General features: G+C 64.2%; 19 protein-coding genes. 8 read left to right on the forward strand and 11 right to left on the reverse strand.

Annotated features, from left to right (window positions below):
* Position 1: 1 nt before the first annotated feature.
* The 3 genes from ACFOW6_RS03205 to ACFOW6_RS03215 all read right to left on the reverse strand — a co-directional run bounded on the left by ACFOW6_RS03205 (position 2) and on the right by ACFOW6_RS03215 (position 5,038).
* The gene (locus ACFOW6_RS03205; RefSeq protein WP_382420883.1) at positions 2 to 2,563 is read right to left on the reverse strand and encodes an autotransporter family protein; all 2,562 of its coding nucleotides are present in this window, start codon (positions 2,561 to 2,563) and stop codon (positions 2 to 4) included.
* Positions 2,564 to 2,657: 94 nt separating this feature from the next.
* Positions 2,658 to 3,827, reverse strand: coding sequence for a glycosyltransferase family 4 protein (locus ACFOW6_RS03210; protein WP_382420884.1), 1,170 nt, complete (start codon positions 3,825 to 3,827; stop codon positions 2,658 to 2,660).
* A complete protein-coding gene (locus tag ACFOW6_RS03215) occupies positions 3,824 to 5,038 on the reverse strand; it encodes a glycosyltransferase (RefSeq protein WP_382420885.1) in 1,215 nt (404 codons plus the stop codon). Before ACFOW6_RS03215 ends, ACFOW6_RS03210 begins: the two co-directional genes overlap by 4 nt.
* Before the next feature lie 35 nt (positions 5,039 to 5,073).
* Here ACFOW6_RS03215 and ACFOW6_RS03220 point away from each other — a divergent pair, with 35 nt between their 5' ends.
* The 3 genes from ACFOW6_RS03220 (at position 5,074) to ACFOW6_RS03230 (ending at position 9,427) form a co-directional block, all read left to right on the forward strand.
* Entirely contained in the window at positions 5,074 to 6,177 is a 1,104-nt protein-coding gene (locus ACFOW6_RS03220; protein WP_382420886.1) for a UDP-N-acetylglucosamine--N-acetylmuramyl-(pentapeptide) pyrophosphoryl-undecaprenol N-acetylglucosamine transferase, read from the forward strand.
* A 197-nt stretch (positions 6,178 to 6,374) separates the two neighbouring features.
* On the forward strand, positions 6,375 to 7,037 hold the full coding sequence (locus tag ACFOW6_RS03225; protein WP_382420887.1) for an FkbM family methyltransferase: 663 nt from the start codon (positions 6,375 to 6,377) through the stop codon (positions 7,035 to 7,037).
* The gene (locus tag ACFOW6_RS03230; RefSeq protein ID WP_382420888.1) at positions 7,034 to 9,427 is read left to right on the forward strand and encodes a hypothetical protein; all 2,394 of its coding nucleotides are present in this window, start codon (positions 7,034 to 7,036) and stop codon (positions 9,425 to 9,427) included. Before ACFOW6_RS03225 ends, ACFOW6_RS03230 begins: the two co-directional genes overlap by 4 nt.
* On the opposite strand, the gene ACFOW6_RS03235 is transcribed toward ACFOW6_RS03230, so the two are convergent.
* On the reverse strand, positions 9,360 to 11,132 hold the full coding sequence (locus ACFOW6_RS03235) for an ABC transporter ATP-binding protein (RefSeq protein ID WP_382420889.1): 1,773 nt from the start codon (positions 11,130 to 11,132) through the stop codon (positions 9,360 to 9,362). The two genes, ACFOW6_RS03230 and ACFOW6_RS03235, sit on opposite strands and share 68 nt — an antisense overlap.
* A gap of 347 nt (positions 11,133 to 11,479) precedes the next feature.
* Between ACFOW6_RS03235 and ACFOW6_RS03240 the strand changes: the two genes are divergently transcribed.
* Positions 11,480 to 12,100: an exopolysaccharide biosynthesis polyprenyl glycosylphosphotransferase gene (locus tag ACFOW6_RS03240; protein ID WP_382420890.1), complete on the forward strand. Its 621-nt coding sequence runs from the start codon at positions 11,480 to 11,482 to the stop codon at positions 12,098 to 12,100.
* Between the two features lie 10 nt (positions 12,101 to 12,110).
* Here ACFOW6_RS03240 and ACFOW6_RS03245 read toward each other — a convergent pair whose 3' ends face one another.
* From ACFOW6_RS03245 to ACFOW6_RS03260, 4 genes are all read right to left on the reverse strand, one after another.
* The gene (locus tag ACFOW6_RS03245) at positions 12,111 to 13,331 is read right to left on the reverse strand and encodes a pyridoxal phosphate-dependent aminotransferase (RefSeq protein WP_382420891.1); all 1,221 of its coding nucleotides are present in this window, start codon (positions 13,329 to 13,331) and stop codon (positions 12,111 to 12,113) included.
* 385 nt (positions 13,332 to 13,716) lie between these two features.
* A complete protein-coding gene (locus tag ACFOW6_RS03250; RefSeq protein WP_382420892.1) occupies positions 13,717 to 15,684 on the reverse strand; it encodes an acetoacetate--CoA ligase in 1,968 nt (655 codons plus the stop codon).
* A 52-nt stretch (positions 15,685 to 15,736) separates the two neighbouring features.
* Positions 15,737 to 16,201 carry a DUF3429 domain-containing protein gene (locus ACFOW6_RS03255; protein ID WP_382420893.1) on the reverse strand — a complete coding sequence of 155 codons (465 nt, stop codon included), beginning with the start codon at positions 16,199 to 16,201 and terminating at the stop codon, positions 15,737 to 15,739.
* A 24-nt stretch (positions 16,202 to 16,225) separates the two neighbouring features.
* A complete protein-coding gene (locus ACFOW6_RS03260; RefSeq protein ID WP_382420894.1) occupies positions 16,226 to 17,413 on the reverse strand; it encodes an MFS transporter in 1,188 nt (395 codons plus the stop codon).
* A gap of 317 nt (positions 17,414 to 17,730) precedes the next feature.
* Between ACFOW6_RS03260 and ACFOW6_RS03265 the strand changes: the two genes are divergently transcribed.
* The 3 genes from ACFOW6_RS03265 to ACFOW6_RS03275 all read left to right on the forward strand — a co-directional run bounded on the left by ACFOW6_RS03265 (position 17,731) and on the right by ACFOW6_RS03275 (position 20,710).
* Entirely contained in the window at positions 17,731 to 18,768 is a 1,038-nt protein-coding gene (locus ACFOW6_RS03265) for a DctP family TRAP transporter solute-binding subunit (protein WP_382420895.1), read from the forward strand.
* A 102-nt stretch (positions 18,769 to 18,870) separates the two neighbouring features.
* Positions 18,871 to 19,416, forward strand: a complete 546-nt coding sequence (locus ACFOW6_RS03270; protein WP_382420896.1) for a TRAP transporter small permease — start codon at positions 18,871 to 18,873, stop codon at positions 19,414 to 19,416.
* Positions 19,403 to 20,710, forward strand: coding sequence for a TRAP transporter large permease (locus ACFOW6_RS03275; RefSeq protein WP_382420897.1), 1,308 nt, complete (start codon positions 19,403 to 19,405; stop codon positions 20,708 to 20,710). Before ACFOW6_RS03270 ends, ACFOW6_RS03275 begins: the two co-directional genes overlap by 14 nt.
* A 113-nt stretch (positions 20,711 to 20,823) precedes the next feature.
* Here the strand turns inward: ACFOW6_RS03275 and ACFOW6_RS03280 are convergent, their stop codons facing one another.
* The 3 genes from ACFOW6_RS03280 to ACFOW6_RS03290 all read right to left on the reverse strand — a co-directional run bounded on the left by ACFOW6_RS03280 (position 20,824) and on the right by ACFOW6_RS03290 (position 25,306).
* Complete coding sequence (locus ACFOW6_RS03280; RefSeq protein ID WP_382420898.1) at positions 20,824 to 21,966, reverse strand: 5-methyltetrahydropteroyltriglutamate--homocysteine methyltransferase; 1,143 nt, start codon at positions 21,964 to 21,966, stop codon at positions 20,824 to 20,826.
* 327 nt (positions 21,967 to 22,293) lie between these two features.
* Entirely contained in the window at positions 22,294 to 25,077 is a 2,784-nt protein-coding gene (gene polA, locus ACFOW6_RS03285; protein ID WP_382420899.1) for a DNA polymerase I, read from the reverse strand.
* Positions 25,078 to 25,123: 46 nt separating this feature from the next.
* Positions 25,124 to 25,306, reverse strand: coding sequence for a zinc-finger domain-containing protein (locus ACFOW6_RS03290; RefSeq protein WP_382420900.1), 183 nt, complete (start codon positions 25,304 to 25,306; stop codon positions 25,124 to 25,126).
* 117 nt (positions 25,307 to 25,423) lie between these two features.
* Here ACFOW6_RS03290 and ACFOW6_RS03295 point away from each other — a divergent pair, with 117 nt between their 5' ends.
* Positions 25,424 to 26,416 (forward strand): ABC transporter ATP-binding protein, encoded by a 993-nt coding sequence (locus ACFOW6_RS03295; RefSeq protein WP_382420901.1) that lies wholly within the window; start codon positions 25,424 to 25,426, stop codon positions 26,414 to 26,416.
* The last annotated feature ends 9 nt before the right edge of the window (positions 26,417 to 26,425 follow it).

Raw genomic sequence — 26,425 nt, forward strand, 5'->3', positions numbered from 1 at the left:
CTTAGAACCTGATTGATAATTCGAGGCGTCCGATGTGGTCCTGGCTGCCGGGCGCAAGCTGGCCTTCGTAGGTGGCGGACAGGCGGGAGGTTTCACTGAGCGAGATGCCGAGACCGGCTTCGAGGACCGCGGCATCCCGGGCGATCGGCGTGCCGGACACCGTGAAACTCTCTCCACCCTGGAAACGCTGAGTCACCGAGGGGGTGCGATCCCCGAAGGCGTGGCGCCAGCCCAGACCGCCGTAAAGGTCGATCCTGGTGTCCCGAACCTCGAAATCCGTTCCCGCCCGGAATCCCAGTGTGGTGTAGAAGGTGTTCTCGGTGCTCCGATCGCTTTCCAGGGCGGCGGCGCCACCTTCTTCGTCGTAGCCCTCTGTGGTGTGTCGCAGCCAGGCCAAGCCACCATAGGGCTCCAGCGTGGCCTCCTCCAGTTCCATGCGATAGCCCAGTTCACCGAACAGCTGCAGGCTGCGCGCGGAATAGTCGGACGTCAGCTTGTCGTTGAAGCCCTGGAAGTTCACTTGACGCTGGGCATCCACCTCGTGCCAGGTGAAGCTGCTGCCCAGGCTCAGGCCCAAACGGCCCGGTCCCCCCACATCGAATGCGCGGCCGCCGTAAAGGCCCAGGTGGTAACTGTCCACGTTGCTGCCGGCATTGCGGTTGTCGCTGTTCACATCCGAGCGGCTGTAGCCGGCGAAGCCGCCCAGGGTCCAATCCCCTGCGATACGCCCGTCCAGCCCAGCCAGCAGACCGCCGGTGCGATAGCTGGCCTCGGCCGTGTCGTCGTCGTCAGAGGTCCGGCCCCAACCGCCGAAGGCCTGGGCCCAGGCGCGGTGGCGCAGGCTCTCGCCCTGTGGGCTGCGTTCGGCGGTGGCGAGGCCGGGCAGAGGCCGGCTGGAGGCCAGCTGCGTCTCGCGCGGCGTGCGCTGGACCTGCTGGAGGCCGCCAACGCCGCTGTTGGAGAAGATTCGGCCCAGGGCGCGGTTCTGGATCAGGTTCTGGACCACCTGTCCGGCCTGGGTCAGCGCCGTCTGGGTCGAAGGCCTGGTGTCGCCGGATAGCTGGTTGAAGGCCTTCTGCAGGCCGTTTTCGCTACCGGTATAGGTCAGGATGGCATCGTAGAGCGCGTTGCCGGGGCCCAGACTCTCGATCGCTCCGCCCGTGGATTTCTGGTTCCCGCTACGACCCTTGTCCCGAAAGTCGGTGTCATTGCGGGTCAGTTCCAGGTCCACAGTATGCGTATCATAGGACAGGCTGGGGTCCAGGAAGATGTAGTCCGATGTAACGTCGGCGAATTCCGTGCCGCCGAAACCGCTGTTGGCGGTCAGGATGGTGTAGCTGGACGAGGGGTCGTACTCCCCGTCCAAGCCCACATGGCGTACTGTTCCGCCACTCAGGTCCGCAGCACCCGTGACATGAGTGTGATCGGCATCGCTGCCGGCGGGGTCTACCTCGACCTCGTAGACAGAGCCGGACTGGAAGGTCAGATTGCCGTCTACCGTCAGCTCTCCGATGGAATTTCCGGGTGCCAGCGTGCCGCCAGAAGCCAGCGTTGTATCGCCGAGGGTTCCATCGCCGCCCAGCGTGCCACCGTCAACGGTCGTCGTACCGCCAAGGTGCGCGCCATCGTCGATCCTGAGAGTACCGGACGATACGGTTGTCTGTCCCATGAAGCCGGCGCTGTTGCCACTGAATGTCGTTGTACCGGAGAGATGTCGTATCTCCATCTCCGCGTTACCTGAGAAACTGTGAAAGCTTGGCGAGAATTCGTAATCGCTGCTGTCGTGATTGAAGATGACGGTCCCATCACCATAGCCGAATTCGATCTCGTCAACATCGAGAACACCGGGTTGTAGAGGACTGGCCCCTTCCTCTGCACCGATGTTGAGGGTGCCTGTGGAGTTTATGTACCGAGCCAGAATCAGCGTGCCGGAATTGGTCCATTTCGAATCGCTGCCGCTAAGCGTGACAGTGCCTTCGCTTCCGCTCAATCTGCCGATGTAGCTGTCCACTGAGGTAACGTGCCCACCCTCTTCGATCACAAGCGTGCCGGTGCCTTGGTGTCCAACTGTCAGATCATCGTTATTGGACCAGGATGACCCGTGGCCGCTGACGGTCATGGACCCGCTTCCTGTGGAGAACGCTCCGATATAGCCGGTGCTGCTATGCAGCACGGCGCCGTCCTTGATTTCGGCTATACCTGTGCCGTCCCATCCCAGGACAAAAAATTTCCCGGATGAGAGCCTAAGAGCGGAGTTCGAATCCCTTATGATCAACGTGCCATCGGAGCCGTTCTCATAGCCAACCCTGACCTCCTCACTATACACCTCGCCTCCGTCTTCGATAATCAGACTTCCTGTGCCTGTCGAGCCGACGGTGAGGTCTCCGTTGGTATAGAAGGGGGAGCCTTGATTCCCTTCCGGGAGGGTGGAGCTTCCTGCCTCAACTTCACCCTCAACCTCGATGGATTGCGCGGCTGCAGCAAGGGGGGAAAGGGCGAGCGCGGCCTGCAGGACGATGGCAAGGCACACGCGGCCGATGCTTGGGAGTGTAAGTCTTCTCATGGCCTCTCGACGCAATGTTTCTGGTTTTCGCGCCGTAGCGCTTTTAGTGGTCGATACGAACGGACAGTGTGAATAGCAGTATTACCTTTAAAATTCATGAAAACTTTGATGTTTCGGTTTCAAGTTGCCGTGCATAGGTGAGAATGCTGTCCATGAAATGCCGGTGCGAATAGGCTTGGGCACGCTGTTCACAATGCCGGCGTAAGCTCGCCAGATGGTCCGGGCCTTCGAGGCAGGCAGCCACCCGCTCGACTGCGGTCTCTTCGTTGTCCCACAGCAGACGCTTGTCCTCGACGATGGCGGCTGCGCCGCCCGACTCGTGCACGAAGGGCAGGACTCCCAGTTGCAGCATCTCGGCGACGACGATCCCGAAGTGCTCGTCGACCATGGCATGAATCCCATAGCGGCATTCCCCGGCAATGGTCAGCATTTCGGCGCGCGGTAAGTCCAGGTGCAGCTTCACCCAGGATCCAACTCGCGCCGCCTTTTCCTGGATTTGTTGGAGGTAGTCCCTGTCTTGGGAAAAGCCGCAGATATAGAGTTCAAGCCCGTGGCCGCGGGCGCGCAGACGCCGGACGATCTCGATGACGTCCAGTTGGCGTTTTTCACGAGATATCCGGCCCAGGCATACGACCGCTTGCTTGCGCGCCGCCCAATCCATGGCGCCGTCCGGGATGACCGCGGGCGGATGAAGTGTATCGGCCTCCTGGCCATACCATTGGCGATAGAGACTGGCCGTCCAGTGCGAGTTGGCAAGGGTGGTGTTCTGCCGGACCCGTTCCGGATCGTAGTTGCCGATGATCCTGCAAAGCTTCCTGTAGGCCAGAACCAAAAGGCTGTGGTGGTACCAGCGCAGGTCGGTGTCGGGCCGTGGCCAGTACAGCCAGGGGAAGTGGATGTATTGGAGCAGCGGGCGCTTGAGATCCGTTTCGTTCGAGGTCGATACGATCACGGCCGGCTCGCGGTGCCGAACCAGGCGTTGGGCAATCCGCATCAGCAGCATGGATTTGAGAAGAACCAGACGGCCGGCGGAGAGTCGGAAAAGTCTGCGCAGCCACGCCGGTGCATGGATGACTTCAAGGTTCGATAGCTTTGCCAACCTGGTCCCGTAGGTTGCATCCAGCATCGCAAGGTCGGCCGGAGCCCAGGAGACGATGGTGACACGATAGCGCTCTGCCAGCGCCTGGGCCGTCCAGAGTCCGACAGCCAGCCCACCGCCCCGTTCCCGTAGGTTGCCGATGAAGAGGAGAGCATCGGGTTTCATGAAAGCAACCTCTGGAACAGGGGCAACGCGGCTCTGGTCCAGGCCGCTTCCCAGTGATCGGCGCGGGACTCGACGCGCCCCCTGGGCCTGTCGTTCGAAAGGAGCTGTTCCAGGTGGCGCGCGAGTCCGGCGGCATCCGTGAAAGTTGCCGCCCCGGAAAGTCCGTCCAGCCCCTCTCGCAGGGCGGGACCGTAGTCCAGGGCAAGGACGGGCAGGCAGGCCGCCTCCATGTCTATGATCTTCATGGGAAAGTCGAGACCGGAGGCCGAGCGGTGCAGGCTGATGCCGGCATCAGCCCGGGCCAGCAGCTCCAGGTAGGCCGGATGCGACAGCCAGGCGGTCTCGATACGAAGGTTGTGACGTTCGAACTCGGCGGCGCGTTTTTCGAAATCCGCGCGTCCCGGCCCCTTGCCGGTGGCCATTACATGCAGGCCGCGGCCCGGTGGAAGTGTGACCTGGCGGAGCGCATCCAGCAGCAGATCCATGTCTTCGTCCAGGCTCCAGCTCGTCGGGCTGACCAGGGTTCGCCACTGCAGTCCGGCTTCCGGTTCATGGGGTGGTGCATTGTCTGCAAGGCTGGCGGTCTGTTGCAGCCCGGAGGGCCGGTCGCGCAGAACGGTCACCTCCCGATCCAGGCGCGCCTGCAGATGATCCGCCATGGCCCGGGTTACGGCGAGGTGTCCGCTCGCTCTTCGGCCGGTTCGGCTTTCCAGGCCGCGCAGGACGGCCACGGCAGGATGGCGCGGACCCAGCTTCAAGGCGGCCATGGCGTGCGACAGGTTATGCCAGTCGATCACCAGCGGGATCCCCTGCCGCCTGGCAGCGCGCGCCGCCAGTGCGACGCCGGGCGCAACGGGCGGCACCTGCACGAACAGCAGGTCCGCGCCTGCAACGGCATGCCTGAGATGGCCACGGAGGTCGCCGGCCATGCGGGCCATGTGGCGCAGCGCGCCAACCAGCGGCAGGCGGGACGAAGGCCGACTGCTGTTCCGGCCGCTTCCCGCAAGGGCCGTTATGGCAAGGCGTTCGTGGGTGAAGGGAAAGTCCCGGGCTGCGCCATAGCCCTGCAGGTTCACCGCGGCGCCCGCCTCCAGAAGCATATGGACATGGGCGGCCATGCGTGGCGACTGCTCCAGGGGCCCCTGAACCAGTACGAGGATCCTGCGACCTGAAAGCGCCCTGATATTGGAGTCCTCGGTAAAAGCTGGCATATATCGGGCCATCAGGTGGAAGGACGGGGAAGAGGATGAAGGATGTTACCATCGGATTTTCCGGTGGGCATACCGCAGGCCATGTCATGCCCATTGTCGCATTGGCAGAAGCCTGGCGGACCCATTACCCGGGGGATCACCTGATCTGCTACGGCTCGCCCGATGGGCTCGAAGCGGAATTACTACGTGGTTTCGACTTGTCTTTCCAGTCCTTGCCCGCCCTGCCGGAACAAGGCGGCGGAATTCTCCGGCGTCTCGCAGCCTATCGGGCCGCCGCCGGAGGCTTTCTGGCCGGGCGGCGCGACATGCGTCGCAGACGGCTCGATGCCCTGATCTGTTTTGGCGGTTTTGCCTGTGTAGGGGCTGGCCTGGCTGCCGCCAGCCTGGGGTGCCCGCTGGTTGTCTTCGAGGCCAATGCACGGCCGGGTCGGGCCAATCGACTCCTGGCGCCCTTCGCGTCGCTGAAACTCGTCGCAATGTCGGAGATACGCTCTTTCGCTTCCTGGAAGAACGCACTGTCCATGGAGCTTCCCCTGCGTGCACCTGAGGCCTGGGTCGACTCTAAAACCAGGGACAGTCGCCCGACCCGCCTGTTGATAACCGGGGGCACCTTCGGCAGCGATGTACTGAATCGGGAAGCTCCCGGACTGATCGCGCTCCTTGCCGGCCGTGGCCGCAGGCTCGAGGTCCATCATCAGGCCGGCACGGACAAGAAAGAGACTGTCGAGAAAGCCTATCGTGTGGCGGGGCCGAGCGATGGGATCGCCAAGGTAACGGTCAGCGGATTTGACCCGGAACTGTACAGGCGGTGGGGCTGGGCCGATGCAGCGCTCTGCTCCGCCGGGGCGGGAACGCTGGCCGAGATGGCAGCCTCCGGCACGGGAGGTCTGGTGGTGCCCCAGGCGGCGGTGGCCGACGGCCACCAGGAAGCCAATGCCCGGGCCTTGGCCGCGCGCCAGGGCCTGACCTGGCTGGCCGAACGGGACTGGCGCAGTGACACGGTTGCCGACCATCTGGAGGAAGTGTTCGATGCACCACGGCGCACTTGCACCGCGCCCGTGCGGGACCTCACGGAGACCGTCTCGACCCTTCGCGCGCACTGCCTGAAACAAGACAGGCAGGAAAGGCGCGAAACGTGACTCTGCAGTCCCCGTTCAAGCGCTTGCATGCACGTGCGCGTTTCAGCGCTGCGCGTCTTCTGCGACAGGATACCCTGAGCATTACCGGGAGATGGGGGCCTGTCACAGGGTTCGCTGACGACAAGGTCATGTTGCGTCATTACGGCCGTTGTGGGACCTGGTCGATTGCGGTTGTCGAGGCCTTGGCACGGGCGGGGATGGAGGCGCAGAAGGCCGGAAAGCCGGTACTCTTCTTGGATGCGGGGGCCAACATCGGCCTTGTGACGATCGGTTTGCTGCGCCGCGCTCCTTTCAGGGCATTGGCTCTGGAGCCTGATGGAGCAGCGCACGCCTTGCTGGTTGCCAACATGAAGACGCAGGGCCTGTCAGGCCGGGTCAGAGTGCTGAGGGTGGCCGCCGGCGCCCCGAAGCACCCCGGTCGATATGTCCTATTGCAACGTCATCCCGGCAATGGCGGGGATATCCGCGTTAGTGACGAAACCCTGGATAGCTCGGAAGCACCGCTGGTGGGCTTGGATGCGCTTCTGGAGGATGAGGACTCGCAGCTGCTGCTCAAGATCGATGTTCAGGGCTATGAACCCGAGGTTGTCGCGGGTGCTCTGCAATCCCTCGCTCGGGCAAGACTGGCAGTGGTGGAATTCTGGCCGTACGGATTGCGGTGCCGCGGTCATGATCCTCTTGGGTTTGCGTGCAAGCTGCTTGCCCTTGCTGCGTCGGTTGCTCTGATCGAGGACGAACATTGCTGTCAGCAACCGGTCTGGATTGATCGTGAAGAAGCCCTGTCCCGCCTGCGGCAGTTTACGAATGACAAGGCTGAACCAGACCACCAGCTCGAAATCCTGATGAGGCCGAGTGAATGACGCTTCGCCAGTTCCCCGCGATGCGGCGTTGTCTGCCTGTCCTCTGGACCCTGGCCGTCCTGGCCGGGCTTGCGCTGCTGGTCGGCGGGCTTCACGCCTATCATGCGTCGCTTCCCTTCGCCGAGGAATGGGCCGAGAATGTGATCGACTCGGGCCGGGCCCCTGCGGACGAACGCGCGGCCCTGGAACAGGCCTTCAGGGACGATCATGGCTGGAGAGACAGCGAGGGGGCCTGGTCGGCCTGGCCGGACGGGCGCGACAGCTACTACTTTCTGCGCCTTGCCAGGGAGATCGCGAACGAGGGATCCCCCTGCCCGGAGCAGGAGGGGCGCTGCTGGGAGACACGGATTCTGCCCCCGGAAGGGCGCCCCATGTTCGATGCCCGCGCGCCGCATCCCTGGTCCATCGCCCTGGTCCACAGTGCTCGCCAGGCGCTCGGAGATTCGCCCGCTCTCCTGCACAGCGGGCGGATCCACAATGCCCTGCTGCTCATCGCCTGCGCCGGACTGATCTACCTCGCGGTCATGCGGCTGTCGAAGGAACTGGGTCTGGACACTTCCGGTGCGGCCCTGGGCGGAGCCATGGGTGCCGTTGCCCTGGTCCTCACACCTGTGGTGATCCAGCGCACCTTCACCATCGATGATGACGGCTGGCTCGCCCTGCTGCTGCTGATCACCTTGCTGAGCGCGGGATCTGCCCTTGGCAAGTCATCCACAGGGCGATTCGCCTGGGTAAGTGCCCCGATTGCCGGGTCAGCCATCGGCATGCTTGCAGCAGCTTCGGGCGGCTGGCCGTTTGCCATGGCCATGGTGGGCTCTGCCTGGCTTGCGGCCCTGCTCCATGCCGTCGTGGTCGTGGACGCTCACGATCGACGGCGGCGCGCGTTGGGTGCGACACTGGTCGTCCCGCTCTTCATGGCGGCCGGATTCCTGGTTTCGGCCTATCTGTTGGCCCCGAGCGTGCTGGAGGGACTTGCTGCAGGCACAACGGACACGCTTCGTGGCAGCACCGGTGATCCATCGGGTGATTCCTTCGCCTCCGTCAGGGAACTGCAGCCGCCCGATTTCCAGCGCCTGCTGGAACTGCTGGGCTGGCCGCTGATGCTGCTGGCGCTGGCTGGTCTGCTGTTGGCTGGACTGGCGCTGCTTGCTCTGGCCAGGACGCTTCTCAAACTGCCATGGGCCAACTGGCTGGATCGCTTCGTTTCCCTGCCCAAGGCGCAGGCCACAACGTCCCCGGCCTTTCCTGCGTGTCTGCTGCTCCTGCTCGCCTGGCTTCTGGGGGCCCTCTGGGTTGCACGAACGGGCGAGCGGTATCTGTTCCTGCTTGCCCCGGTCCTGGCCGTGCTGGCGGGTCTTTGTGTAGCAGGGCTGGCTGGATCGTTGAGCAGGCTCGGGCTGCGACCAGTGGCCCGGATAGGGCTGGTGGTGTTGCTGGGCTTGCCACTGCTGGGAGTCATGGCTGTGCAGGCCCGTGACTTGATCGCGAATACCCGCCCTGCGTTCACGACGGCCTGGGCAACGGTCTTGACGGAGCTTCAGCGGAAAACGCCTGCGGAAGCCGTTCTTCTAGGGTGGTGGGATATCGGTCATTGGGCAAGCTTCTGGACAGAGCGGAACGTAGCAGTCGACGGCGCCAGCTTACGCTATCCGCGCGTCCATGATGTCGGCCGCCTGCTTGCTCTCGATCCGGAGGATCGCGATACCTACCGTGACAGGCTGATGGCCGCTGCCTGTGGAGCGAATACGCATCCGCGTTCTTGCGAAGGGCCGTTCGTCCTGCTGACCTCGAGTAACCTGCTGCATCAGGAAGGCTGGATGCTCTCGGGATTCTGGGCGTCGGCACAGCCTCAGGACAGTGGCGAAGAGCCGATGGACCGACTTGATCGTGCCCGACAGGAGGCGCCCGGCGCGAGGGTCTGGTCAACCGGATGGCATGCCTGTGAGGTGGGAGACAACGGCCGCTACGACTGTCCGATGGGCGTGCGCAGCGCGAACAATTGGATCATCGAGCGCTTTGTCGGAACACCGCAGGCGCCTGACGAATCTCGCCTGATCGTGCGCAATCGGGCGACCGGCGAGCAGGCCGCGATTCCGCCCAACCTTCTGCGGATCGCAGGCCCTCAAGGCCTGCGCGATGTGTCTCTCGGACAGACGGAGGGAAATCCGGGGGTATTGCTGGACAGCGTGAACCAGCGCGCTTTCCTGGGCACCCCGGAGATGTTGAGGTCCCTGGTGGCCCGCCTGGTCCTGTTGCAAGGCCGCTATGACGAAGCCTTGGCCGTGCCCCTGGCCCAGTCCGATACGGTCGCTGGGGAGCGCGTCACTGCCTGGTGGCTTCGCTTGCCTGGAGGATCGGATCGACCAGATGGCCGGCCTCAAGTCGAATGACCCTGTCGCAATACCTTGCCAGGTAGTCCCGGTGCGTGACGATCAGCACCGTCATATCGTCCAGGGCCATGAGAGTCTGTAGCACGACTTCTTCCGTTTGCGGATCCAGGGCCGCGGTGGGTTCATCGGCCACCAGGACAGCCGGATCCGTATAGAGGGCACGCGCAATCCCGACCCGCTGACGCTCACCGCCGGACAACCGCGTCCCGTTTTCGCCAAGGGGCGTTTCCAGGCCGGCCGGGAGACTCTCCACAAGGCTCTGGAGCCCGGCCTGGCAGAGAGCGCGATGGACTCGTGCCTCGTCCACGGATTCGGAAGCCAGGCCCAACGCGACGTTGGCGCGCAGGCTGTCATCAAAGAGGACAACAGTCTGCGGGATATAGCCGATCCGGCGCTGCCAGGCCCGGCGCGCTTCTGCGATGTCATGCCCATCCACCAGGACCCGGCCGCGTGAGGGCTCCAGAAGTCCGAGCACAACATCCACAAGGGTGCTCTTGCCAGCGCCGCTGGGTCCCATCAGACAGACCTTCTGCCCTTTGCGGATGGTCAGCGAGACATCGACCAACCCGGTTTGTGCTGCTCTCTCGTGACGGAAGCTGACGGAGTCCAAGCGGAGCTCGTCTCGGAAAGGAAGGGGGCCCTCCACGCTGGTTCCGGCAGCCTCGCGCGCTCCGGCTTCCAACTCGGCAATCTCCGCCTGCAGGGTGGTGATCACCGGTCGGGCATGCTCGAGGGACTGCAGGGACATGATCAGCCAACTGATCGAGGGGATAAGGCGAAAAGCCGCTGCCGCAAAGACACCCAGCAGCGGGATCATCTCCGTCACGCTCGCGTCCCTGGCAAGCAGCACGAGGATAACGCCGACCATGCTGGCCACGAACAGGACCTCAAACCAGAGGCGGGGAATGCGCTGTAATGTCTCATGACGCCGTACGGCGCGCGTCATCACGCCGGTGTGCTGGCCATACCAGTCGATGACCTCCGCCTCCCGGCCCATGAGCTTGAGCTCCTTGAACAGGGCAAATCCCTTCTGGAGGGTGCGCAAGCGCCGACCTTCGTGCTGCTGGCGGCGCAGGCCCCACTTTGCCAGTGTGCGCCGTGTCAGTCGGTGCAGGCCCCAGGAGGCGCCTCCCACCAGACAGACGGCAACCAGAGCACCCTTGAACTCCACTGCGAACAGCAGGACCCCAACCCCGATGCAGACCAGCCCTTCCACCATGATCCGCAACAGGGGCATGACTCCATTATGCCCGAATTCGGTGGTCTCAGTGGTGACGTTGCGCAGAAGCTCGGCGGTGTTGCGCCTCAGGTGAAAGCTCAACGGCTGGCGCATATAGAGACTGAAGAGACGTTTCGAAAGTTCCTGCTGCAGTGCCGTTACGTAGCGAATCTGCATCCAGCCAAGCAGGCCGAGAAAGAGGTTCTTCACGACAAAGACGAGGAGCAACAGGACGAGTCCAAGGACAGCCAAGCCTTCCCCTGATAGGTCCAGGGGCAGCTGCGACACTATCGAGGCAAGGCTCCCTTCTGTCTGGGCTCCGCCCTGCCCGGCTTGTTCGAGCAGAAGTGCCGAAACAGGAATGACGAGGCCTATGCCCATCACCTCGAGCGCGGTTCCAAGCAATGTCCATCCGGCCAGACGCACGAAGCCCCGAAGCTGGGCTCTGGTCATGAGGTCACGGATCTGACGAATACGGATGGACATGAACATTCCGGGCGCAGGACTGGCAAGGAAACGGGCAAAGCTTCCTGCCGATGGCGCTGAGAAAAGAATATCCGAACGACTCTGTAAAGGAATTCGTTATTGAAGCCATTTATAGTGCCCAGTCATGGGGCATTGCCGCAGTGTGGAAACAAACAGTATGATGCAGCAGCGCCGCGATGGAGCTTCAGCCGTGCGAAGCTTGCCGGAGGCGTCGGAGCGTCCTCTTCACCCGAAGTCGGAAAGTTGCGACCTGCGCAAGTATTTGCTTTGGAGCAAATGAGTTGGTTTTTCTGGAAGACAGGCAGAGCGGGGATTATCGAGCTTCTGTTCCCGGTGCCAGGAATGCCATGCAGACTCCATTCAGCGGCAGGCAGGAGGTGATCAAGCGTGTCGAGGATTACCTGATTGCGACCCTGGCGCTACTACTCGCAAGTCCGTTGATGGGTCTGGTGGCCATTGCCATCAAACTGGGATCTGGTGGGCCCGTTCTTTTCCGTCAGCGCAGGCTTGGCTTGCATGGCAAGCCGTTCGTCATACTGAAGTTCCGCACCATGGCCAGAGAGACCTGTGATACCGGGGAAGAGGGAACCCGGCCGGACGATCCACGGATCACGCCCGTCGGACGCCTGCTTCGCCGGGCCAGTCTCGACGAGCTTCCGCAATTCCTCAACGTGCTGCGCGGAGAGATGTCTGTGGTCGGGCCGCGCGCCCATGTGCCCGGCATGCAGATCGATGACAGGACCTATCTGGAAACCGTGGAAGCCTATGCCCTACGCCATCGCGTGAAACCGGGAATCACCGGCTGGGCCCAGGTCAACGGCATGCGCGGCGGCATCCGCACACGCCAACGTGCCCGCCGCGGCGTGCGACTGGACCTCCAGTACATCGACAACTGGTCCCTCTGGCTGGATCTGCGCATTCTTCTGCGCACGCTTTTCGGCGGCCTGACCGGTCGGAACGTTTTCTGAACTTTCCACGTTATTTCAGCAACGGCCGGATGCGCTCCATGGCTTCGCTGAGACGGGCCGGCGAGCTGGCGAAGCACAGACGGACGAAGCCTTCGCCGGTGCTGCCGAAGGCGGCACCGGGAGCCAGGCCGACGCCGGTTTCCTCGAGCAGTTCCTTGCAGAAGGCCAGACTGTCGCGCATGCCGTCGATGGCGAAGAAATTGTAGAAGGAGGCCTGGGGACGGGCGATGCGTACGCGCTCCAGGTCGGAAAGCCCCTGGTAGACGATCTCGCTGCCTTCGCGGCAGCGTTCCACCATCTCGGCGACGAAATCCTCACCCTCGCGGATGGCGGTCAGCGCACCGGCCTGGAGGAAGGTCTGGCCGCCCGACGTGCTGTATTCGATGAGGCGGCCGAGTATGTTGCCGAGCCCGGCGGGGTGCACCATCCAGCCGATGCGCCAGCCGGTCATGGCCCAGGCCTTGGAGAAGGAATGGATGGCGATGAGGGCGTCGTCGGGCTGCGCCAGGCTGAGAAACGAGGGCGCCACCGGGCGGTCATAGGTGAAGCGGTGATAGACCTCGTCGGCCAGCAGCCAGATGCCGTATTCGCGGCAGAGCGCCAGCACCTCCTCCATCTCCTCGCTTTCCATCATCCAGCCGGTTGGGTTGCCCGGCGTGGCGATGAAGAGGGCGCGCGGACGCTCGTTCTCCAGGATGCGCGCCAGTTTCTGCAGGTTGAGAGCGAAGCCGCCCTCGGGCTTGGCATCGAGCCCCACTTCCACCGGCTGGCCGCCGGCCACCTTCACCGCCTGCACCACGTTGGGCCAGATGGGCGAGATGATGGCCACCCGGTCGCCGGGGCGGACCAGCGTCTGCATGCAGAGCATGACCGAGGACATGCCCGAGGCCGTGACCGTGATGTTCTCGGGCGCCAGGGCCGTATCCAGCAGACGATTGTGATAGACGGCGAGACTCTCCCGCAGCTCGGGCAGGCCGCGCTTGGGCGTGTAGTACGTGTTGCCGGCCCTCAGCGAGGCGATGGCGGCCTCGCAGATGAAGCCGGGGGTAGGCAGGTCACCCTCGCCGACCCACAGCCCGATCAGGTTCTCGCGGCCGAAGCCGGCCTCCCACACCTCCTGGATCAGGGAGCCCTCGATACTCTCGGCCTCCGGCCGCAAGGGCGGCGAAAAACCCTCGGCTGGCGGGTGTTCTGGTGGCGGTGCTGTGGAATCCGGAGACGGGAGGGTCATGATCGGGCGCTTCCTCTTTCTGGCATTCGTTATTCGTTATGCATCAAATGGCAGTGTCACAGAAGGGACAAAGAACGGCTGGTCTTCACAGGCATGTCACAACCTGGATCATGTCAATTGCCCTATAGTGCAATCGAGTGGAGTTGTCGGGAAGGGCGTTCTTCGATGTTCCCCATGAGCGATCGGCCCCCGCGTCCTTCCCTTCATGCAGTTCGACCACTCCCGCTTTTGCGTATCACCTGTTCCGGCTTTGTCTGTAAGACTCTGACACGCCTTCCCCTGGAGCAACAAAGCCGGAAATGCGGTCAGGCGGCCAGGTAGGCCGCCTACTTTTTTGGGACCGCATCTTCATCCTCCTGCGGGCATCCATGAAGCTGCGTGCGCCTCACTCCTTCAGTTCCGGGCGCTCGCGATATTCCTCCAGCGCTTCCGGATTGGCGAGCGCCTCGCGGTTCTTGATCTCGCGGCCGTGCACGATGTCGCGCACCGCCAATTCCACGATCTTGCCCGACTTGGTGCGGGGAATGTCGTTCACATGGACCACGCGCGCCGGCATGTGGCGCGGACTGGCCCCTTCACGCACCGTCTTGCGGATTCGCTGAACCAGATCGTCGTCCAGCTCCACGCCATCGGCAAGCCGCACGAAGAGCACCACGCGGGTGTCGTTGTCCCACTCCTGGCCGATGACGATGGATTCCACGACCTCCGGCAGCTTCTCCACCTGGCGGTAGATTTCCGCCGTGCCGATGCGCACGCCACCCGGGTTGAGAGTCGCATCCGAACGGCCATAGACGACAATGCCGCCATGCCGGGTCAGCTTGACGAAGTCGCCATGGCACCAGACGCCGGGGAACTGGGCGAAATAGGCCTTGCGATAGCGTTCGCCGTCGGGGTCGTTCCAGAAATAGATCGGCATACAGGGGAAGGGCTTCACGCAGACCAGCTCGCCCTTTTCCTCGACGACCGGCTGGCCCTGCTCGTTCCAGACCTGCACCGCCAGGCCGAAGCCGCGGGTCTGGATTTCACCTCGCCAGACCGGCTGGGTCGGATCGCCCAGCACGAAGCAGGAGACGATGTCCGTCCCGCCGGAAATGGAGGCCAGGCAGAGGTCGGACTTGATCTCCTGATAGACGAAGTCGAAGCTTTCGGCCACCAGCGGCGAGCCGGTGGAGGCCATCATGCGCATGGCCGAGAGGTCATGGGTCTTGCGTGGCGAGAGCCCGGCCTTCTTGACCGCGTCGATGTACTTGGCCGAGGTGCCGAAGAGCGTGCCCTTCTCGGCCTCCATGTAGTCGAACAGCACGTTGCCGTCCGGGTGGAAGGGCGAGCCGTCGTAGAGCAGCAGCGTGGCCTTCGAGGCGAGCGCGCTGATCTGCCAGTTCCACATCATCCAACCGCAGGTGGTGAAGTAGAAGACGCGGTCGTCGGGCTTGATGTCGCTGTGCAGCTGGTGCTCCTTCAGGTGCTGCAGCAGCGTGCCCCCGGCGCCGTGCACGATGCACTTGGGTTTGCCCGTGGTGCCCGAGGAGAACATGATGTAGAGCGGCGCGTTGAAGGGCATGCGCGCGTAGGCGATATCGCCCGCCTGGTAGGGCGCCATGAAGTCGTCCAGCCAGCGGCCCTTATCCAGGCCGGTATCGCCGCCGCTCTCGCCGATCAGGGGGCAGACCACGATGCGCGAGAGCGTGGGCAGCTCGGCGGTGAAGTCGCGCACGCGCTCCAGCACCGGCAGGGTCTTGCCGTTGTAGTAGTAGCCGTCGGGGCAGAACAGGACCTTGGGCTCGATCTGGCCGAAGCGGTCCAGCACGCCCTGGTGGCCGAAATCCGGCGAGCAGGAGGACCAGACGGCGCCCAGTGCCAAGGTGGCCAGCATGGCCAGGACGGTCTCCGGCATGTTGGGCAGGAACCCGGCCACCCGGTCGCCCGGCCCGACGCCCTCGGCGGCCAGCGCCTGGGACAGGCGCGAGACGATCTCGTGCACCTGACGGAAGGTCAGGCGGCGCGTGCCGCCCTGCTCCGTGCGGAACACCATGGCCTCGGCGTCGTCGCGCCGGCGCAGCAGGTTCTCCGCGAAGTTCAGCCGGGCATTGGGGAAGAACTCGGCACCCGGCATCTTGTCGCCGTTGCGCAGGACCGGCTCGCCGGGCCCGTCGCCGATGACCTCGCAGAAGCGCCAGATCGCCAGCCAGAAATCCTCGATGTTCTCGATGGACCAGTCGTAAAGCGCCTTGCTGTCCGCCAGCTCCGGACCGCCGTGGGCAGCCAGGTCCTTGAGGAAGGCGTGGATATTGGAGGTCCGGACCTGCTCCGTACTGGGTGTCCAGAGAGGGGTTTCGGTATCTGCCTGTGCCATCTGTAATCCGTTTTTTCCGACTGTTCTTTTCCGACATTTCCCAGCCGCGACTCTAGAGCAGGACGCGGATCAGGGAAAGTCCGAGGCAGAGAATGACAGCCGCGGTGAGAGGCCGGCGCAGATCCAGGTACCAGGCGGGGGCCTGGCCTTTGCGAACAGCGGCCGCATCGCCCATGAGCAGGCCGAAGTAGGACAGGATCAGCAGAATCAGGCCCGGCACCGCCGTCATCATCAGCGCCGCCAAACCCAGAAGCGCCGGCAGCACCCCCCAGCCGAGCCGGTTCCAGCTCATGGCCCGGTGACTGTCACCGCCGGCCGCCGTGCCGGCAAGCGCCAATCCCCAATGGACGGCCCCCATGAACGAGAGGATGGTGGCCCCATAGGCCGCCTGGATGAAGAGCGCGTAGTCGCGCCAGCCTGGAGGCAGCAGCCAGACGGCCAGGCTACCGGCAATGAAGGGCAGCAGGCCGCAGACGCCGAAGACGAGGGCCGGGCGAGGAACACGGGCAAGGGGCATTGGATCACCGAAAGCTGGAGGGTGTCAGTCGGATCGCGTGGTGCAGAGCGGCCGCATGGCGATGAGACCGATTATGGGGCCGATGGCCATGAGGGCAAGGGTGGCCGGCCAACCCAGCGCGCCGGCGGCGAGCGGCGTCAACTGGACGGTTGCGATCGTCAGGCCGAAGCCCAGCGCGGTCTGAAAGGCCAGCAGGCTGCCGGTCAGGTGAGGCGGAGCGAAGTCGGCGACGATGGCGGAGAACTGTGCCGAATCGGGAATCACCGCGAGCCCCCAGACCAGGAAGAGCAGAAGGCTGAGCCAGACCGGCCCGCCGAAGCTGAGCGCGCTGAGAATCGCAGCGCTGCCGCTGACGACCAGGGCCGTGATCGCCACCTCCGCCTTGCCGTGGCGATCGGCGAGGCGTCCCGCGAGAATGCAGGCGAGACCGCCCAGCGCAATGGCCAGAAAGGCGGTCAGTTTGGCCAGGCTCTCGGCGGCAGCCTGGTCGAGGCGGGCTGCATAGGAGGCGCCGGCGGCGGCCGCCACCCAGGCCCACATGGCATAGAGTTCCCACATGTGTCCCAGGTAACCGATGTAGGCCCGGCGAATCCGCGTGTCGCGCCAGGCAAGGACGATGGCCGCCGGCCGGAAGCGCGGCGCCGTTGCATGATGGGGGCCCAGTCCGACGCCCAGAACCAGCAATCCGCCGAGAGCAGCCAGCAGCGAGGCGGCCAGGATGGCGAGCCGCCAGTCGGTGCCGCCCAGATAAGCGGCAAGGTAGGGCATGGACTTGCCGAGCGTGAGGCCACCGACCAGCAGCCCCACCAGCAGGCCGCGGTCCTTCAGGCCCCAACCGACCGCGAGTTTCATGCCCACGGGATAGACACCGGCCAGCAGTGCACCGGTCAGGAAGCGGCTTGCGACGGCCAGATCACTCCCCAGCGGCGGCAGCAGCAGGAGCAGGTTGACCGCGGCGGCCATCAGGGCCGAGACCGCGAACACCCGTCGCGGATCGTAGCGATCGGCCAGGCCGCTTATGGAGACGATCAGGGCGCCCAGGACGAAGCCGGCCTGCACGGAGCTGGAGAGCAGGGCCTGCCGGTCGAGGGAAATCGTCCCTTCCCGCGCCATGTCGGGCAGAACCGCGGCCGAGGTGAACCAGAGATTCATTCCCACCGCCTCGGCCAGGACCAGAAGTGTCAGTGAAAACCACTTGGAGCTGTCACGCATATCCGGAAAACCCACCGGCGGGCTCCAGAGCGGAGCGCCTGCTCGCAAAGCTAGCAGTGCCGTGCCGTTCGGCCAAAGGAAACTTCGTGAAAGCAGAACTGCAGTGGAAACCTGCAACCCGGACTTCCCAACAGCTCGGATGCGGTTTATCCTTCCGGCACTCGGGGGGACAGTAGTGTTGCTGTCCTTTCAAGAGTTTTCGTTGTCGGAACTTCTGTGTTTTAACAAGATGCAGAAGCGCAACTACAAGAACAGCTGTCGCAGTCCCGGGGCCATGCAGCCTGCGGGATAATCATGATGGGGAGGAAACCTGGACAATGAGAAAAGTCACGAGTTTGTTTGCAGCTGCGGCCCTGACGGTGGGAGGGATACATTTCGCCGCCGGTATAAAGGATGCCGCCGCTCAGGATTACAAGGATGAGTACGGCGTATCGACCGTCGTGCCGGAGCCCTTTCCCTGGGGCATAGCCGCCGAGACCTGGGCGGACCTGGTCGCGGAACGTACCGACGGCCGTATCAACCTGCGTGTGCATCCGGGTGCGGAGTTGGTGCAGGGCAACCAGACACGCGAGTTCACGGCCCTGCGTCGGGGGTCCATCGACATGGCAGTGGGCTCCACCATCAACTGGTCGCCGCAGATCAAGGAGTTGAATCTCTTCTCGCTGCCCTTCCTGATGCCGGATTACGAGGCCATCGACGCCCTGACCCAGGGCGAAGTGGGCGAGGACCTCTTCAACATCCTCGAGGAGAACGGCGTGGTGCCCCTGGCCTGGGCGGAGAACGGCTTTCGCGAGCTCACCAACTCGCAGCATGAGGTTCGTACGCCCGAGGATCTGGAGGGCCTGAAGATCCGTGTTGTCGGCTCGCCCCTGTTCAACGACATCTTCACGACGCTGGGCGCCAACCCGACCCAGATGAGCTGGGCGGACGCACAGCCGGCGCTGACCAGCGGCGCTGTGGACGGACAGGAGAATCCCCTGACGATCTACACCAACCTGAACATGCACGAGCTGGGTCAGGACTATGTCACGCTCTGGGGTTACGTCGCCGACCCGCTGATCTTCGCGGTGAATCCGGACGTCTGGAACTCCTTTACCGAGGAGGATCAGAAAATCGTGCGCGAGGCCGCCGTCGAAGCGGGTCAGGTCGGCATCGACGCCGCCCGTGACGGGCTGGTACCGCCGGACACCTCGCTGATCGAGGAGATCGAGGCGGAAGGCGTCGAGGTGACGCGCCTGAGCGAGGAAGAGCGTCAGGCCTTCGTCGAGGCGACACGGCCCGTCTACGATGAATGGGCCCAGGAAATCGGTGAAGACCTGGTTCGCAAGGCCGAGGAAGCCATCGAGAACCGCTGAAGCCAACCGGCCGGAGGTGGAGACCCGCCTCCGGCCCCTTCCTCTTTTGCTTTTCGAGCAGACCGTCCCAGTTCCGAACCGCCCAGTTCCGAAGGATAATCCATGAGCGAGGTTCGCGAGGAGATAGCGCATGCCGCCGCTGTCGAGAAGGCGCGCATCCCGATCACCCTGGAGCGCACGTTGGGGGCCCTGGCCATGGGCCTCATCTGCCTGATCAGTTTCGCCAATGTGATCGTGCGCTATGTCACCGACTTCTCCTTCGCCTTCACCGAGGAATACTCGACCTTTCTGCTGGTCTTCATGACCTTCGTGGGCGCCACCCTGGCCTCGGCCAGCAACAACCATATCCGGATCACCGTGCTCGTGAACCGGTTGCCTGCCGGGGGGCGGATCTTCTGCGAGATGCTCTCCGTCGTGGCAACCACGATCATGTTCTCGATGGTCGTCTACTACGGCTTCCAGCTGGCCTATGACGAATTCATCTGGGGCGAGACCTCGCCCGGGCTCGGCCATCCCCGCTGGATCTATACGATCTGGGCCCCGATGATCTCCGTCGCCGTCATTCTGCGGACCTGGGGCTACGCCTGGCGTCTGCTGCGCGCCCATCGCAGAACACAGCAGGAGGGCGGGACACATGATCGCACCTGAAGTCCTGCTGATCGGCGTTTTCGTCGTGCTACTGCTGGCCGGGGTGCCGGTGGCGGTGGTGCTGGGCCTGGCCGGGGCTGCCGGGATCCTGGTGGGCCTCGATCTCGCCTCGCTCAGCATGATCGGCACCAATGTCTATAACGGCATTGCCAAGTATCCGCTGATCGCCATTCCCCTGTTCATCCTGACGGGCCTCGCCTTCGAGCGCTCCGGCGTGGCCGAACGCCTGGTGCGCTTTGCGTCGGCCCTGGTGGGACCGCGCCGCGGCGGACTGGCCGTGGTGGCCGTCCTGGTCAGCCTGATCATGGGGGGTATGTCCGGTTCGGGCCCGGCGGACGCGGCCGCTGTGGCCACCGTCATGATTCCCGCCATGGCACGGGCGGGTTACCCCAAGGCCTTTTCCGCCGGTCTGATCGCCGCCTCTTCGTCCACCGCCATCATCATTCCGCCGTCCATCGCGCTCATCATCTATTCCGTGATGGTGCCGGGCACCGACCTGCGCGCGCTCTTCGCCGCCGGCCTGATTCCCGGCCTGCTCTGCGGCCTGGCGATCATCCTGCCGGTGATCTGGCTGAGCTACCGCCACAAGTTCGGCTCCGCCGAGGGCGAGGCGGAACGCCCGCCGCTGGGGCGCAGCTTCTTGGATGCCCTACCCGGCCTGCTGGCGCCGGTGATCATCCTGGGCGGCCTGCGCATCGGGTTGTTCACCCCCACGGAGGCGGCCGCCGTCGCCGCCGTCTATGGCCTGCTGGTCGGCACGCTGCTCCACCGCACCCTAGGATGGCGCGAGATCTATCGCATCCTGGCAGACGGCGCCGAGATCACGGCCGTGGTGATGATCATCATCTCCTTTGCCGGGCTCTTCGCCTGGGCGGGCAGCACGCTGGGCGTCTTCAGCGCGGCCGCCGAGGGCCTGCTGTCGATCTCCGACCAGGCCTGGGTGGTGCTGGGCCTGATCATGGTCTTCCTGCTGCTGGCCGGCATGGTCCTGGACGGCGTGTCGATCTACCTGATCATGCTGCCGCTGCTGATGCCCATCGTGCATGCCTTCGAGTGGAACACGGTCTGGTTCGGCATCCTGATGGCCATGAACATCGCCATCGGCCAGTTCACCCCGCCCATCGCCGTGAACCTGATGGTGACCACGCGCATCGCCGGGGTGGGCATGGAAGACACCATGAAATGGGTGGTCTGGATGCTGGCCTCGATGGTCGGCATGCTGATGCTGATCGCGCTGTTCCCGGACATCGCGCTGTGGCTGCCCGAAGCCCTGGATTTCCGCACGGGGCGGTGAAGGAAGGCTGTAACGGCTTCAATGGAGCCGAGGGAAGGGGCATGGCTTAACGGATCGCCAGGAACGTCCGTTAAGCCATGACTGCCTTCAGGCAGGACCTGTTTTCATCTTCCTCACATGCCGAGAGCCTTGCTGGCCTGTTCGGCGCCCTGAACCCGCGCCGTGATTTTCTGGAAGGCGATGTCGCGGGCGAAGTCGGCGGAGCCATGCTTGGGCTTGGCATCGATGCTGAAGGGCGAGAAGCCGCAGTCATCCGTCGCGCCCAGCCGCTCCTTGGGGATGTACTTTGCCGCCGTCTGCAGGGCCTGGGAAATCTGTTCGGGCGTCTCGACCTCCGGGTTCAACGGATCGCAGACACCGATGAAGCAGACCTGGGGCACGCCCTCGGCGTCGTCCCGGCTGTATTCGCCGACAAGGCCGTAGACATATTCCTTGTCCTTTTCGCTGGCCAGCTGCATCAGGAAATAGCCCGCGTTCATCTTGAACATGCTGGGCAGCAGCTCCTTGTAGTCGACGTCGCCGCTGTGGGTAGAGTCGCAATCGCCACCCGGACAGGTGTGGATGCCGATGTTGACGCGCTCCTCGGCCGAGAAGCGGTCCAGGACCCGGTTGTTCAGCTCGATGAAGAAATCGAGCATGTTGCGCCCGGTCCACGGGTTGTTGGGATCGTTCCGACAGGCCAAGCGCCCCTCGGTGAAGTCGATCGAGACCCGCTTGGCACCGGCCTGGAAGCACTGTCGGATGTCCTTCTCGCACTCGTCGACGAGATCGTCGTAGAAGTCCTGGCGTGAGTAGCCGTCGATCTCACCCTCCAGGGGATAGAGAAGCGACAGCATGGACGGCGCGATCACCGCCTGCTTCATCGGCTTGCTTGCCATGGGCAGCGACTGCTTCAGGTAGTCGGCGGCATAGGTCTTGTAGCGGAAGGGTCCCCGCGTCAGGCGGGGAAGCTGGCGGTGGTGGCCGTCATCGAAGATCGCGAAGTACTGGCCGTCCGCCGCCAGGTTATCGGCCAGCCCCGTACCGGCCAGGGTGTCGGTCAGCGGATAGGTCGCAAAGCTCGAGGCGCGCTGTTCTCCGTCCGAGACGATCCACTGCCCCGTCTGTTCCATGCGCTCGATCGAGTCCCGACAGGCGGCGTCCTGCTCCTTCTTCAGTTCGTCCTGTCCGATCTTTCCGTTGTCGTAGGCCTGGATCGCCTCCTGCAATTTGACGGGGCGGGGCAGTGAACCGACATTTTCCGTGGGTATGGGCATAGCGAACTCCTCCCTTGTTTGTGCGTTGAGGCCGGGCAGCTCTCCGGGTCCGTTGGGCCGGATGCCGGCCGCACATGGATGAGGTACGCAGGATCGGGAAAGTCCCGGCAAAATGCCCGGTACGCACCAAACCCATGCGTACCTCCGAGATCGAAAGACAGGTCCGTAACCTGACATTCTGCTTTTGGCTAGCCTGCCTTCAGGATGGGACAGGCAGGAATGGATGTCTACGTGATTTCCGGCACCATCCGCCTGGAACGCTGCGCAATGGAGGTAAGGAGGTCCCCGGGGAAACGGGGCATCTGGCGCGTGCGAAGGCCAGGCGACTCAGTGCGCCTCGGACCAGGAGGGGCCGTGGCCGGCTTCGGCGACCAGCGGTACGGAGAGCTCTACCACGGGCGCGCAGGCATTCTCCATGATGCCGGTGACCAACTTCGTGGTCGCCTCCAGTTCATCGTGGGGAACCTCGAAGAGCAGTTCGTCGTGCACCTGCAGAACCAGGCGCGCCTTCAGCTTCTCCGCCTCCAGCGCCGGCTGGACGCGGATCATGGCGCGCTTGATGATGTCGGCCGCCGTGCCTTGGATGGGGGCGTTGATGGCGGCGCGCTCGCCGAAGCTGCGCCGGGCCGGGTTCTTGTCCTTGAGCGCCGGGACGTGGATGCGCCGGCCGAACAGGGTGGAGACGTACCCCTGCTCGCGGGCCAGCGTCTTCATGTTGTCCATGTAGGCGCGGATGTTCGGGTACTGCTTGAAATAGGCCTCGATGTAGCTCTTGGCGTCCTTCTGGGCGATGCCCAGGTTGTTGGCCAGGCCGAAGGGCGAGATGCCGTAGATGATGCCGAAGTTGATGGCCTTGGCGCGGCGCCGGGTGGCCGGGTCCATCTCCCCCAGCGGGATGCCGAAGACCTGGCTGGCTGTCATGGCGTGAATGTCCTGGCCATCGGCGAAGGCCTGGCGCAGGGACTCTTCCTCGGCGATGTGTGCGGTCAGGCGCAGCTCGATCTGGCTGTAGTCCACGGCCAGCAGTGTGTGCCCCTCCTCCGCCACGAAGGCCTCGCGGATCTTGCGCCCCTCCTCGGTGCGGATGGGGATGTTCTGCAGGTTGGGATCGTTGGAGGACAGCCGGCCGGTGGAGGCGACGGCCTGGCTGAAGATGGTGTGCACGCGCCCGGTCTTGTCGTTGATCTGGCCCTGCAGGGCGTCGGTGTAGGTGGACTTCAGCTTGGCCAGCTGGCGCCAGTCCAGCACCCGGGCCGGCAGGTCGTGGCCCTGGTTGGCCAGGCCCTCCAGGATATCAGCACCGGTGGAGTAGCTGCCCGACTTGCCGCGCTTGCCGCCGCCGTCCAGGCCCATCTCGTCGAAGAGGATCTCGCCCAGCTGCTTGGGACTGCCGATGGTGAAGCGCCGGCCGGCGAGCTTGTAGATCTCCTCCTCCAGGGTCTCGATGCGCTGGGCGAAGTCGTTGGACAGGCGGCGCAGGCGGTCGCGGTCGACCTTGATGCCGGTCAGTTCCATCTCGCAGAGCACGTCCACCAGGGGGCGTTCCAGGGTTTCGTAGACCGTGGTCAGCTTCTCCGGAACCAGGCGCGGCTTGAAGGCCTCCCAGAGGCGCAGCGTGATGTCGGCATCCTCGGCGGCGTAGTCCAGCGCCTTGTCCAGGGGGACCAGATCGAAGGTCACCTGGGACTTGCCGCTGCCGGCAACCTCCTTGTAGGCAATGGTCTGGTGGCCCAGGTGCAGCTCGGCCAGTTCGTCCATGCCGTGGCCGTGCAGGCCGCCTTCCAGGACATAGGACAGCAGCATGGTGTCGTCGAAGGGCGTGAGGCGGATGCCGTAGTTGGACAGCACCCGCATGTCGTACTTCAGGTTCTGGCCGATCTTGAGGACGGAGTCGTCCTCGAGCAGGTCCTTGAGGGCCGTCAGCGCCTGATCGAAGTCGATCTGTTGCGGACCCTCCTCGACCTGATCGAAATCCAGGCCCTCGGCTCTGGGGGTGCGGTGCGCCAGGGGGATGTAGCAGCCGCTCTCGGCTTCCAGCGACAGGCTGACGCCCACCAGCCGGGCATACTGCGGGTCGAGCGAGGTGGTCTCGGTGTCCACGGCCAGCCAGCCCTGGTCGCGGGCCCGGTCGATCCAGTCCTGCAGCTGAGAGAACTCGGTGATCAGGGTGTAGCCGGCAGGTTCCTTGCGCTCCTGCGCGGGAGCGGCCGCACCCTCACCCAGCAGGTCGCTGAGGCGATTGAGGATGGAGCGGAACTCGTACTTCTCCAGGAAGCTGCGCAGCTCTTCGGGGTTCGGCTCTTCCTTCACGAAGTCCCTGATCTCGTAGTCCAGCGGGACGTCGGCATTGAGCTCGACAAGCTGGCGCGAGATGCGCGCCTGTTCGGCGTTCTCGATCAGGCGTTCGCGACGCTTGGGCTGCTTGATCTCCTCGGCGCGCTCCAGCAGCGTTTCCAGGTCACCATAGGCGTTGATGAGTTCGGCGGCGGTCTTGAGGCCGATGCCCGGCACGCCGGGGATGTTGTCCACGGAATCGCCGGCCAGGGCCTGGACCTCCACCACCTTGTCCGGCGCCACGCCGAACTTCTCCTGCACCTGGTCGGCCCCGATGGGCGTGCCCTTGATGGGATCCAGCATGTCGACGCCGTCGGTGACCAGCTGCATCAGGTCCTTGTCGGAGGAGACGATGGTCACGCGGATGCCGGCTTCGCGGCCCCGCTGGGCCAGGGTGGCGATGATGTCGTCGGCCTCGTAGTTGTCGAGCTCCAGACAGGGCAGCCCAAAGGCCTTGGTGGCCTCGCGGATGATGGGAAACTGCGGGATCAGGTCTTCCGGCGGTTCCGGCCGGTTGGCCTTGTAGTCGTCGTAGATGTCGTTGCGGAAGGTGCGCTTGCCCGCGTCGAAGACCACCAGCAGCCCGTCGGCCTCGTTCTCGCGCATCAGCTTCATCAACATGTTGGTGAAGCCGTAGGCGGCGCCGGTCGGCGTGCCCTCGGCGGTGGACATCTGGGTCTTCAGGCCGAAGTAGGCGCGAAAGATATAGCCCGAGCCGTCCACCACATAGAGGTGCTTCACGCCATTGGCGGCGGCCTTGCCCTTGTCGTCGGTCATCGTGCGGGTCTGCTGCGCGGGAGCGGATGCATGGCTGGGCGCGCGCTCAATGGCCGCCGATGGCCTTGCGGCCCTCCTCGGACAGGACGAAGTGGCGGCCGCAGTAGGGGCAGTCGATCTCGCCGCGGCCTTCCATGTTCAGCCAGACCCTCGGATGGCCGAGTGGGCCCCCGCCACCGTCGCAGGCCACGGTTTCGTCGTCGACATAATGAGTATCCGTTTCTGTCATGGCGGTTATCCTTGCTGGTCCCCCTGATTCCGGCGCGATGATACCTGCTGAGCGGGTCGGATCAATGTTCATTGCTCACTTGCATGCGGATACGACCCGACTTAGTTAAGGGCGATCATGTCAAACGTCCAGCATTCAGATGCCGTCGCGCCGTCCGCTCCGGATCGCGTGGCGCTGCCCGAGGCCGCTGTCTCCGTCGAGGGGCTCGGCAAGGTCTATCGCGGTTCCAAGCGCATGCCCGAGAAGGTGGCGCTGAAGGATGTCGACCTGACCATTCCGCGCGGCGCGCTGTTCGGACTGCTGGGCCCCAACGGAGCCGGCAAGTCGACCCTCATCAACATGCTGGCCGGACTGGTCACCAAGACCCGTGGCCGCGCCGAGATCTGGGGCTATGACATCGACCGCGACACGCGCATGGCGCGGGCCTCCATCGGGGTCGTGCCGCAAGAACTCAACATCGATCCCTTCTTCACGCCCTATGAGCTGCTGGAGCTCCAGGCGGGCCTGTACGGCGTGCCGCCCGCCGAGCGGCGAACCATGGAGATCCTGGGAATGCTGGGCCTGGCGGACAAGGCCAAGGCCTATACCCGCACGCTGTCGGGCGGCATGCGCCGACGCCTGATGGTCGCCAAGGCCATGGTGCACAATCCGCCTGTGCTGGTGCTGGACGAGCCCACGGCCGGGGTGGATATCGAGTTGCGCCAGCAGCTCTGGACCCAGGTGAAGGCGCTCAACGAGGCGGGAACGACGGTTCTGCTGACGACCCACTACCTGGAGGAGGCCGAACAGCTTTGTGACACCATTGCCATCATCAATGACGGCGAGGTCATTGCCTGCGAAGCGACAGGGAAGCTGCTGCAGCGCCTGGACCACAAGGAACTGAGCCTGACGGTCGAGGAATCCCTCTCGCAGGTGCCCGAGGTGCTGAGGCCCTTCGGGCCCGAGTTGGCGGGAGGCAACCGCCTGATCTTCCGCTACCGGGCGAACGAGAGCCCGGTCGCTGACCTGCTGGATGCCATCAATCGCGCGAACCTGACAGTGCTGGACCTGCGCACGGAAGAAACGGATCTGGAGGATATATTTCTCCAGTTGACACGGAAAAAGAGTTAGGCTGAATCC

The organism is Fodinicurvata halophila, from assembly GCF_042651425.1.
Taxonomy (GTDB): domain Bacteria; phylum Pseudomonadota; class Alphaproteobacteria; order Kiloniellales; family DSM-21159; genus Fodinicurvata; species Fodinicurvata halophila.

What these genes read in the sequence shown, in the direction of transcription:
- ACFOW6_RS03205 (WP_382420883.1), bottom strand. Translation starts at nt 2,563, where the DNA reads ATGAGAAGACTTACACTCCCAAGCATCGGCCGCGTGTGCCTTGCCATC.
- ACFOW6_RS03210 (WP_382420884.1), bottom strand. Translation starts at nt 3,827, where the DNA reads ATGAAACCCGATGCTCTCCTCTTCATCGGCAACCTACGGGAACGGGGC.
- ACFOW6_RS03215 (WP_382420885.1), bottom strand. Translation starts at nt 5,038, where the DNA reads ATGCCAGCTTTTACCGAGGACTCCAATATCAGGGCGCTTTCAGGTCGC.
- ACFOW6_RS03220 (WP_382420886.1), top strand. Translation starts at nt 5,074, where the DNA reads ATGAAGGATGTTACCATCGGATTTTCCGGTGGGCATACCGCAGGCCAT.
- ACFOW6_RS03225 (WP_382420887.1), top strand. Translation starts at nt 6,375, where the DNA reads ATGGAGGCGCAGAAGGCCGGAAAGCCGGTACTCTTCTTGGATGCGGGG.
- ACFOW6_RS03230 (WP_382420888.1), top strand. Translation starts at nt 7,034, where the DNA reads ATGACGCTTCGCCAGTTCCCCGCGATGCGGCGTTGTCTGCCTGTCCTC.
- ACFOW6_RS03235 (WP_382420889.1), bottom strand. Translation starts at nt 11,132, where the DNA reads ATGTCCATCCGTATTCGTCAGATCCGTGACCTCATGACCAGAGCCCAG.
- ACFOW6_RS03240 (WP_382420890.1), top strand. Translation starts at nt 11,480, where the DNA reads ATGCAGACTCCATTCAGCGGCAGGCAGGAGGTGATCAAGCGTGTCGAG.
- ACFOW6_RS03245 (WP_382420891.1), bottom strand. Translation starts at nt 13,331, where the DNA reads ATGACCCTCCCGTCTCCGGATTCCACAGCACCGCCACCAGAACACCCG.
- ACFOW6_RS03250 (WP_382420892.1), bottom strand. Translation starts at nt 15,684, where the DNA reads ATGGCACAGGCAGATACCGAAACCCCTCTCTGGACACCCAGTACGGAG.
- ACFOW6_RS03255 (WP_382420893.1), bottom strand. Translation starts at nt 16,201, where the DNA reads ATGCCCCTTGCCCGTGTTCCTCGCCCGGCCCTCGTCTTCGGCGTCTGC.
- ACFOW6_RS03260 (WP_382420894.1), bottom strand. Translation starts at nt 17,413, where the DNA reads ATGCGTGACAGCTCCAAGTGGTTTTCACTGACACTTCTGGTCCTGGCC.
- ACFOW6_RS03265 (WP_382420895.1), top strand. Translation starts at nt 17,731, where the DNA reads ATGAGAAAAGTCACGAGTTTGTTTGCAGCTGCGGCCCTGACGGTGGGA.
- ACFOW6_RS03270 (WP_382420896.1), top strand. Translation starts at nt 18,871, where the DNA reads ATGAGCGAGGTTCGCGAGGAGATAGCGCATGCCGCCGCTGTCGAGAAG.
- ACFOW6_RS03275 (WP_382420897.1), top strand. Translation starts at nt 19,403, where the DNA reads ATGATCGCACCTGAAGTCCTGCTGATCGGCGTTTTCGTCGTGCTACTG.
- ACFOW6_RS03280 (WP_382420898.1), bottom strand. Translation starts at nt 21,966, where the DNA reads ATGCCCATACCCACGGAAAATGTCGGTTCACTGCCCCGCCCCGTCAAA.
- polA (WP_382420899.1), bottom strand. Translation starts at nt 25,077, where the DNA reads ATGACCGACGACAAGGGCAAGGCCGCCGCCAATGGCGTGAAGCACCTC.
- ACFOW6_RS03290 (WP_382420900.1), bottom strand. Translation starts at nt 25,306, where the DNA reads ATGACAGAAACGGATACTCATTATGTCGACGACGAAACCGTGGCCTGC.
- ACFOW6_RS03295 (WP_382420901.1), top strand. Translation starts at nt 25,424, where the DNA reads ATGTCAAACGTCCAGCATTCAGATGCCGTCGCGCCGTCCGCTCCGGAT.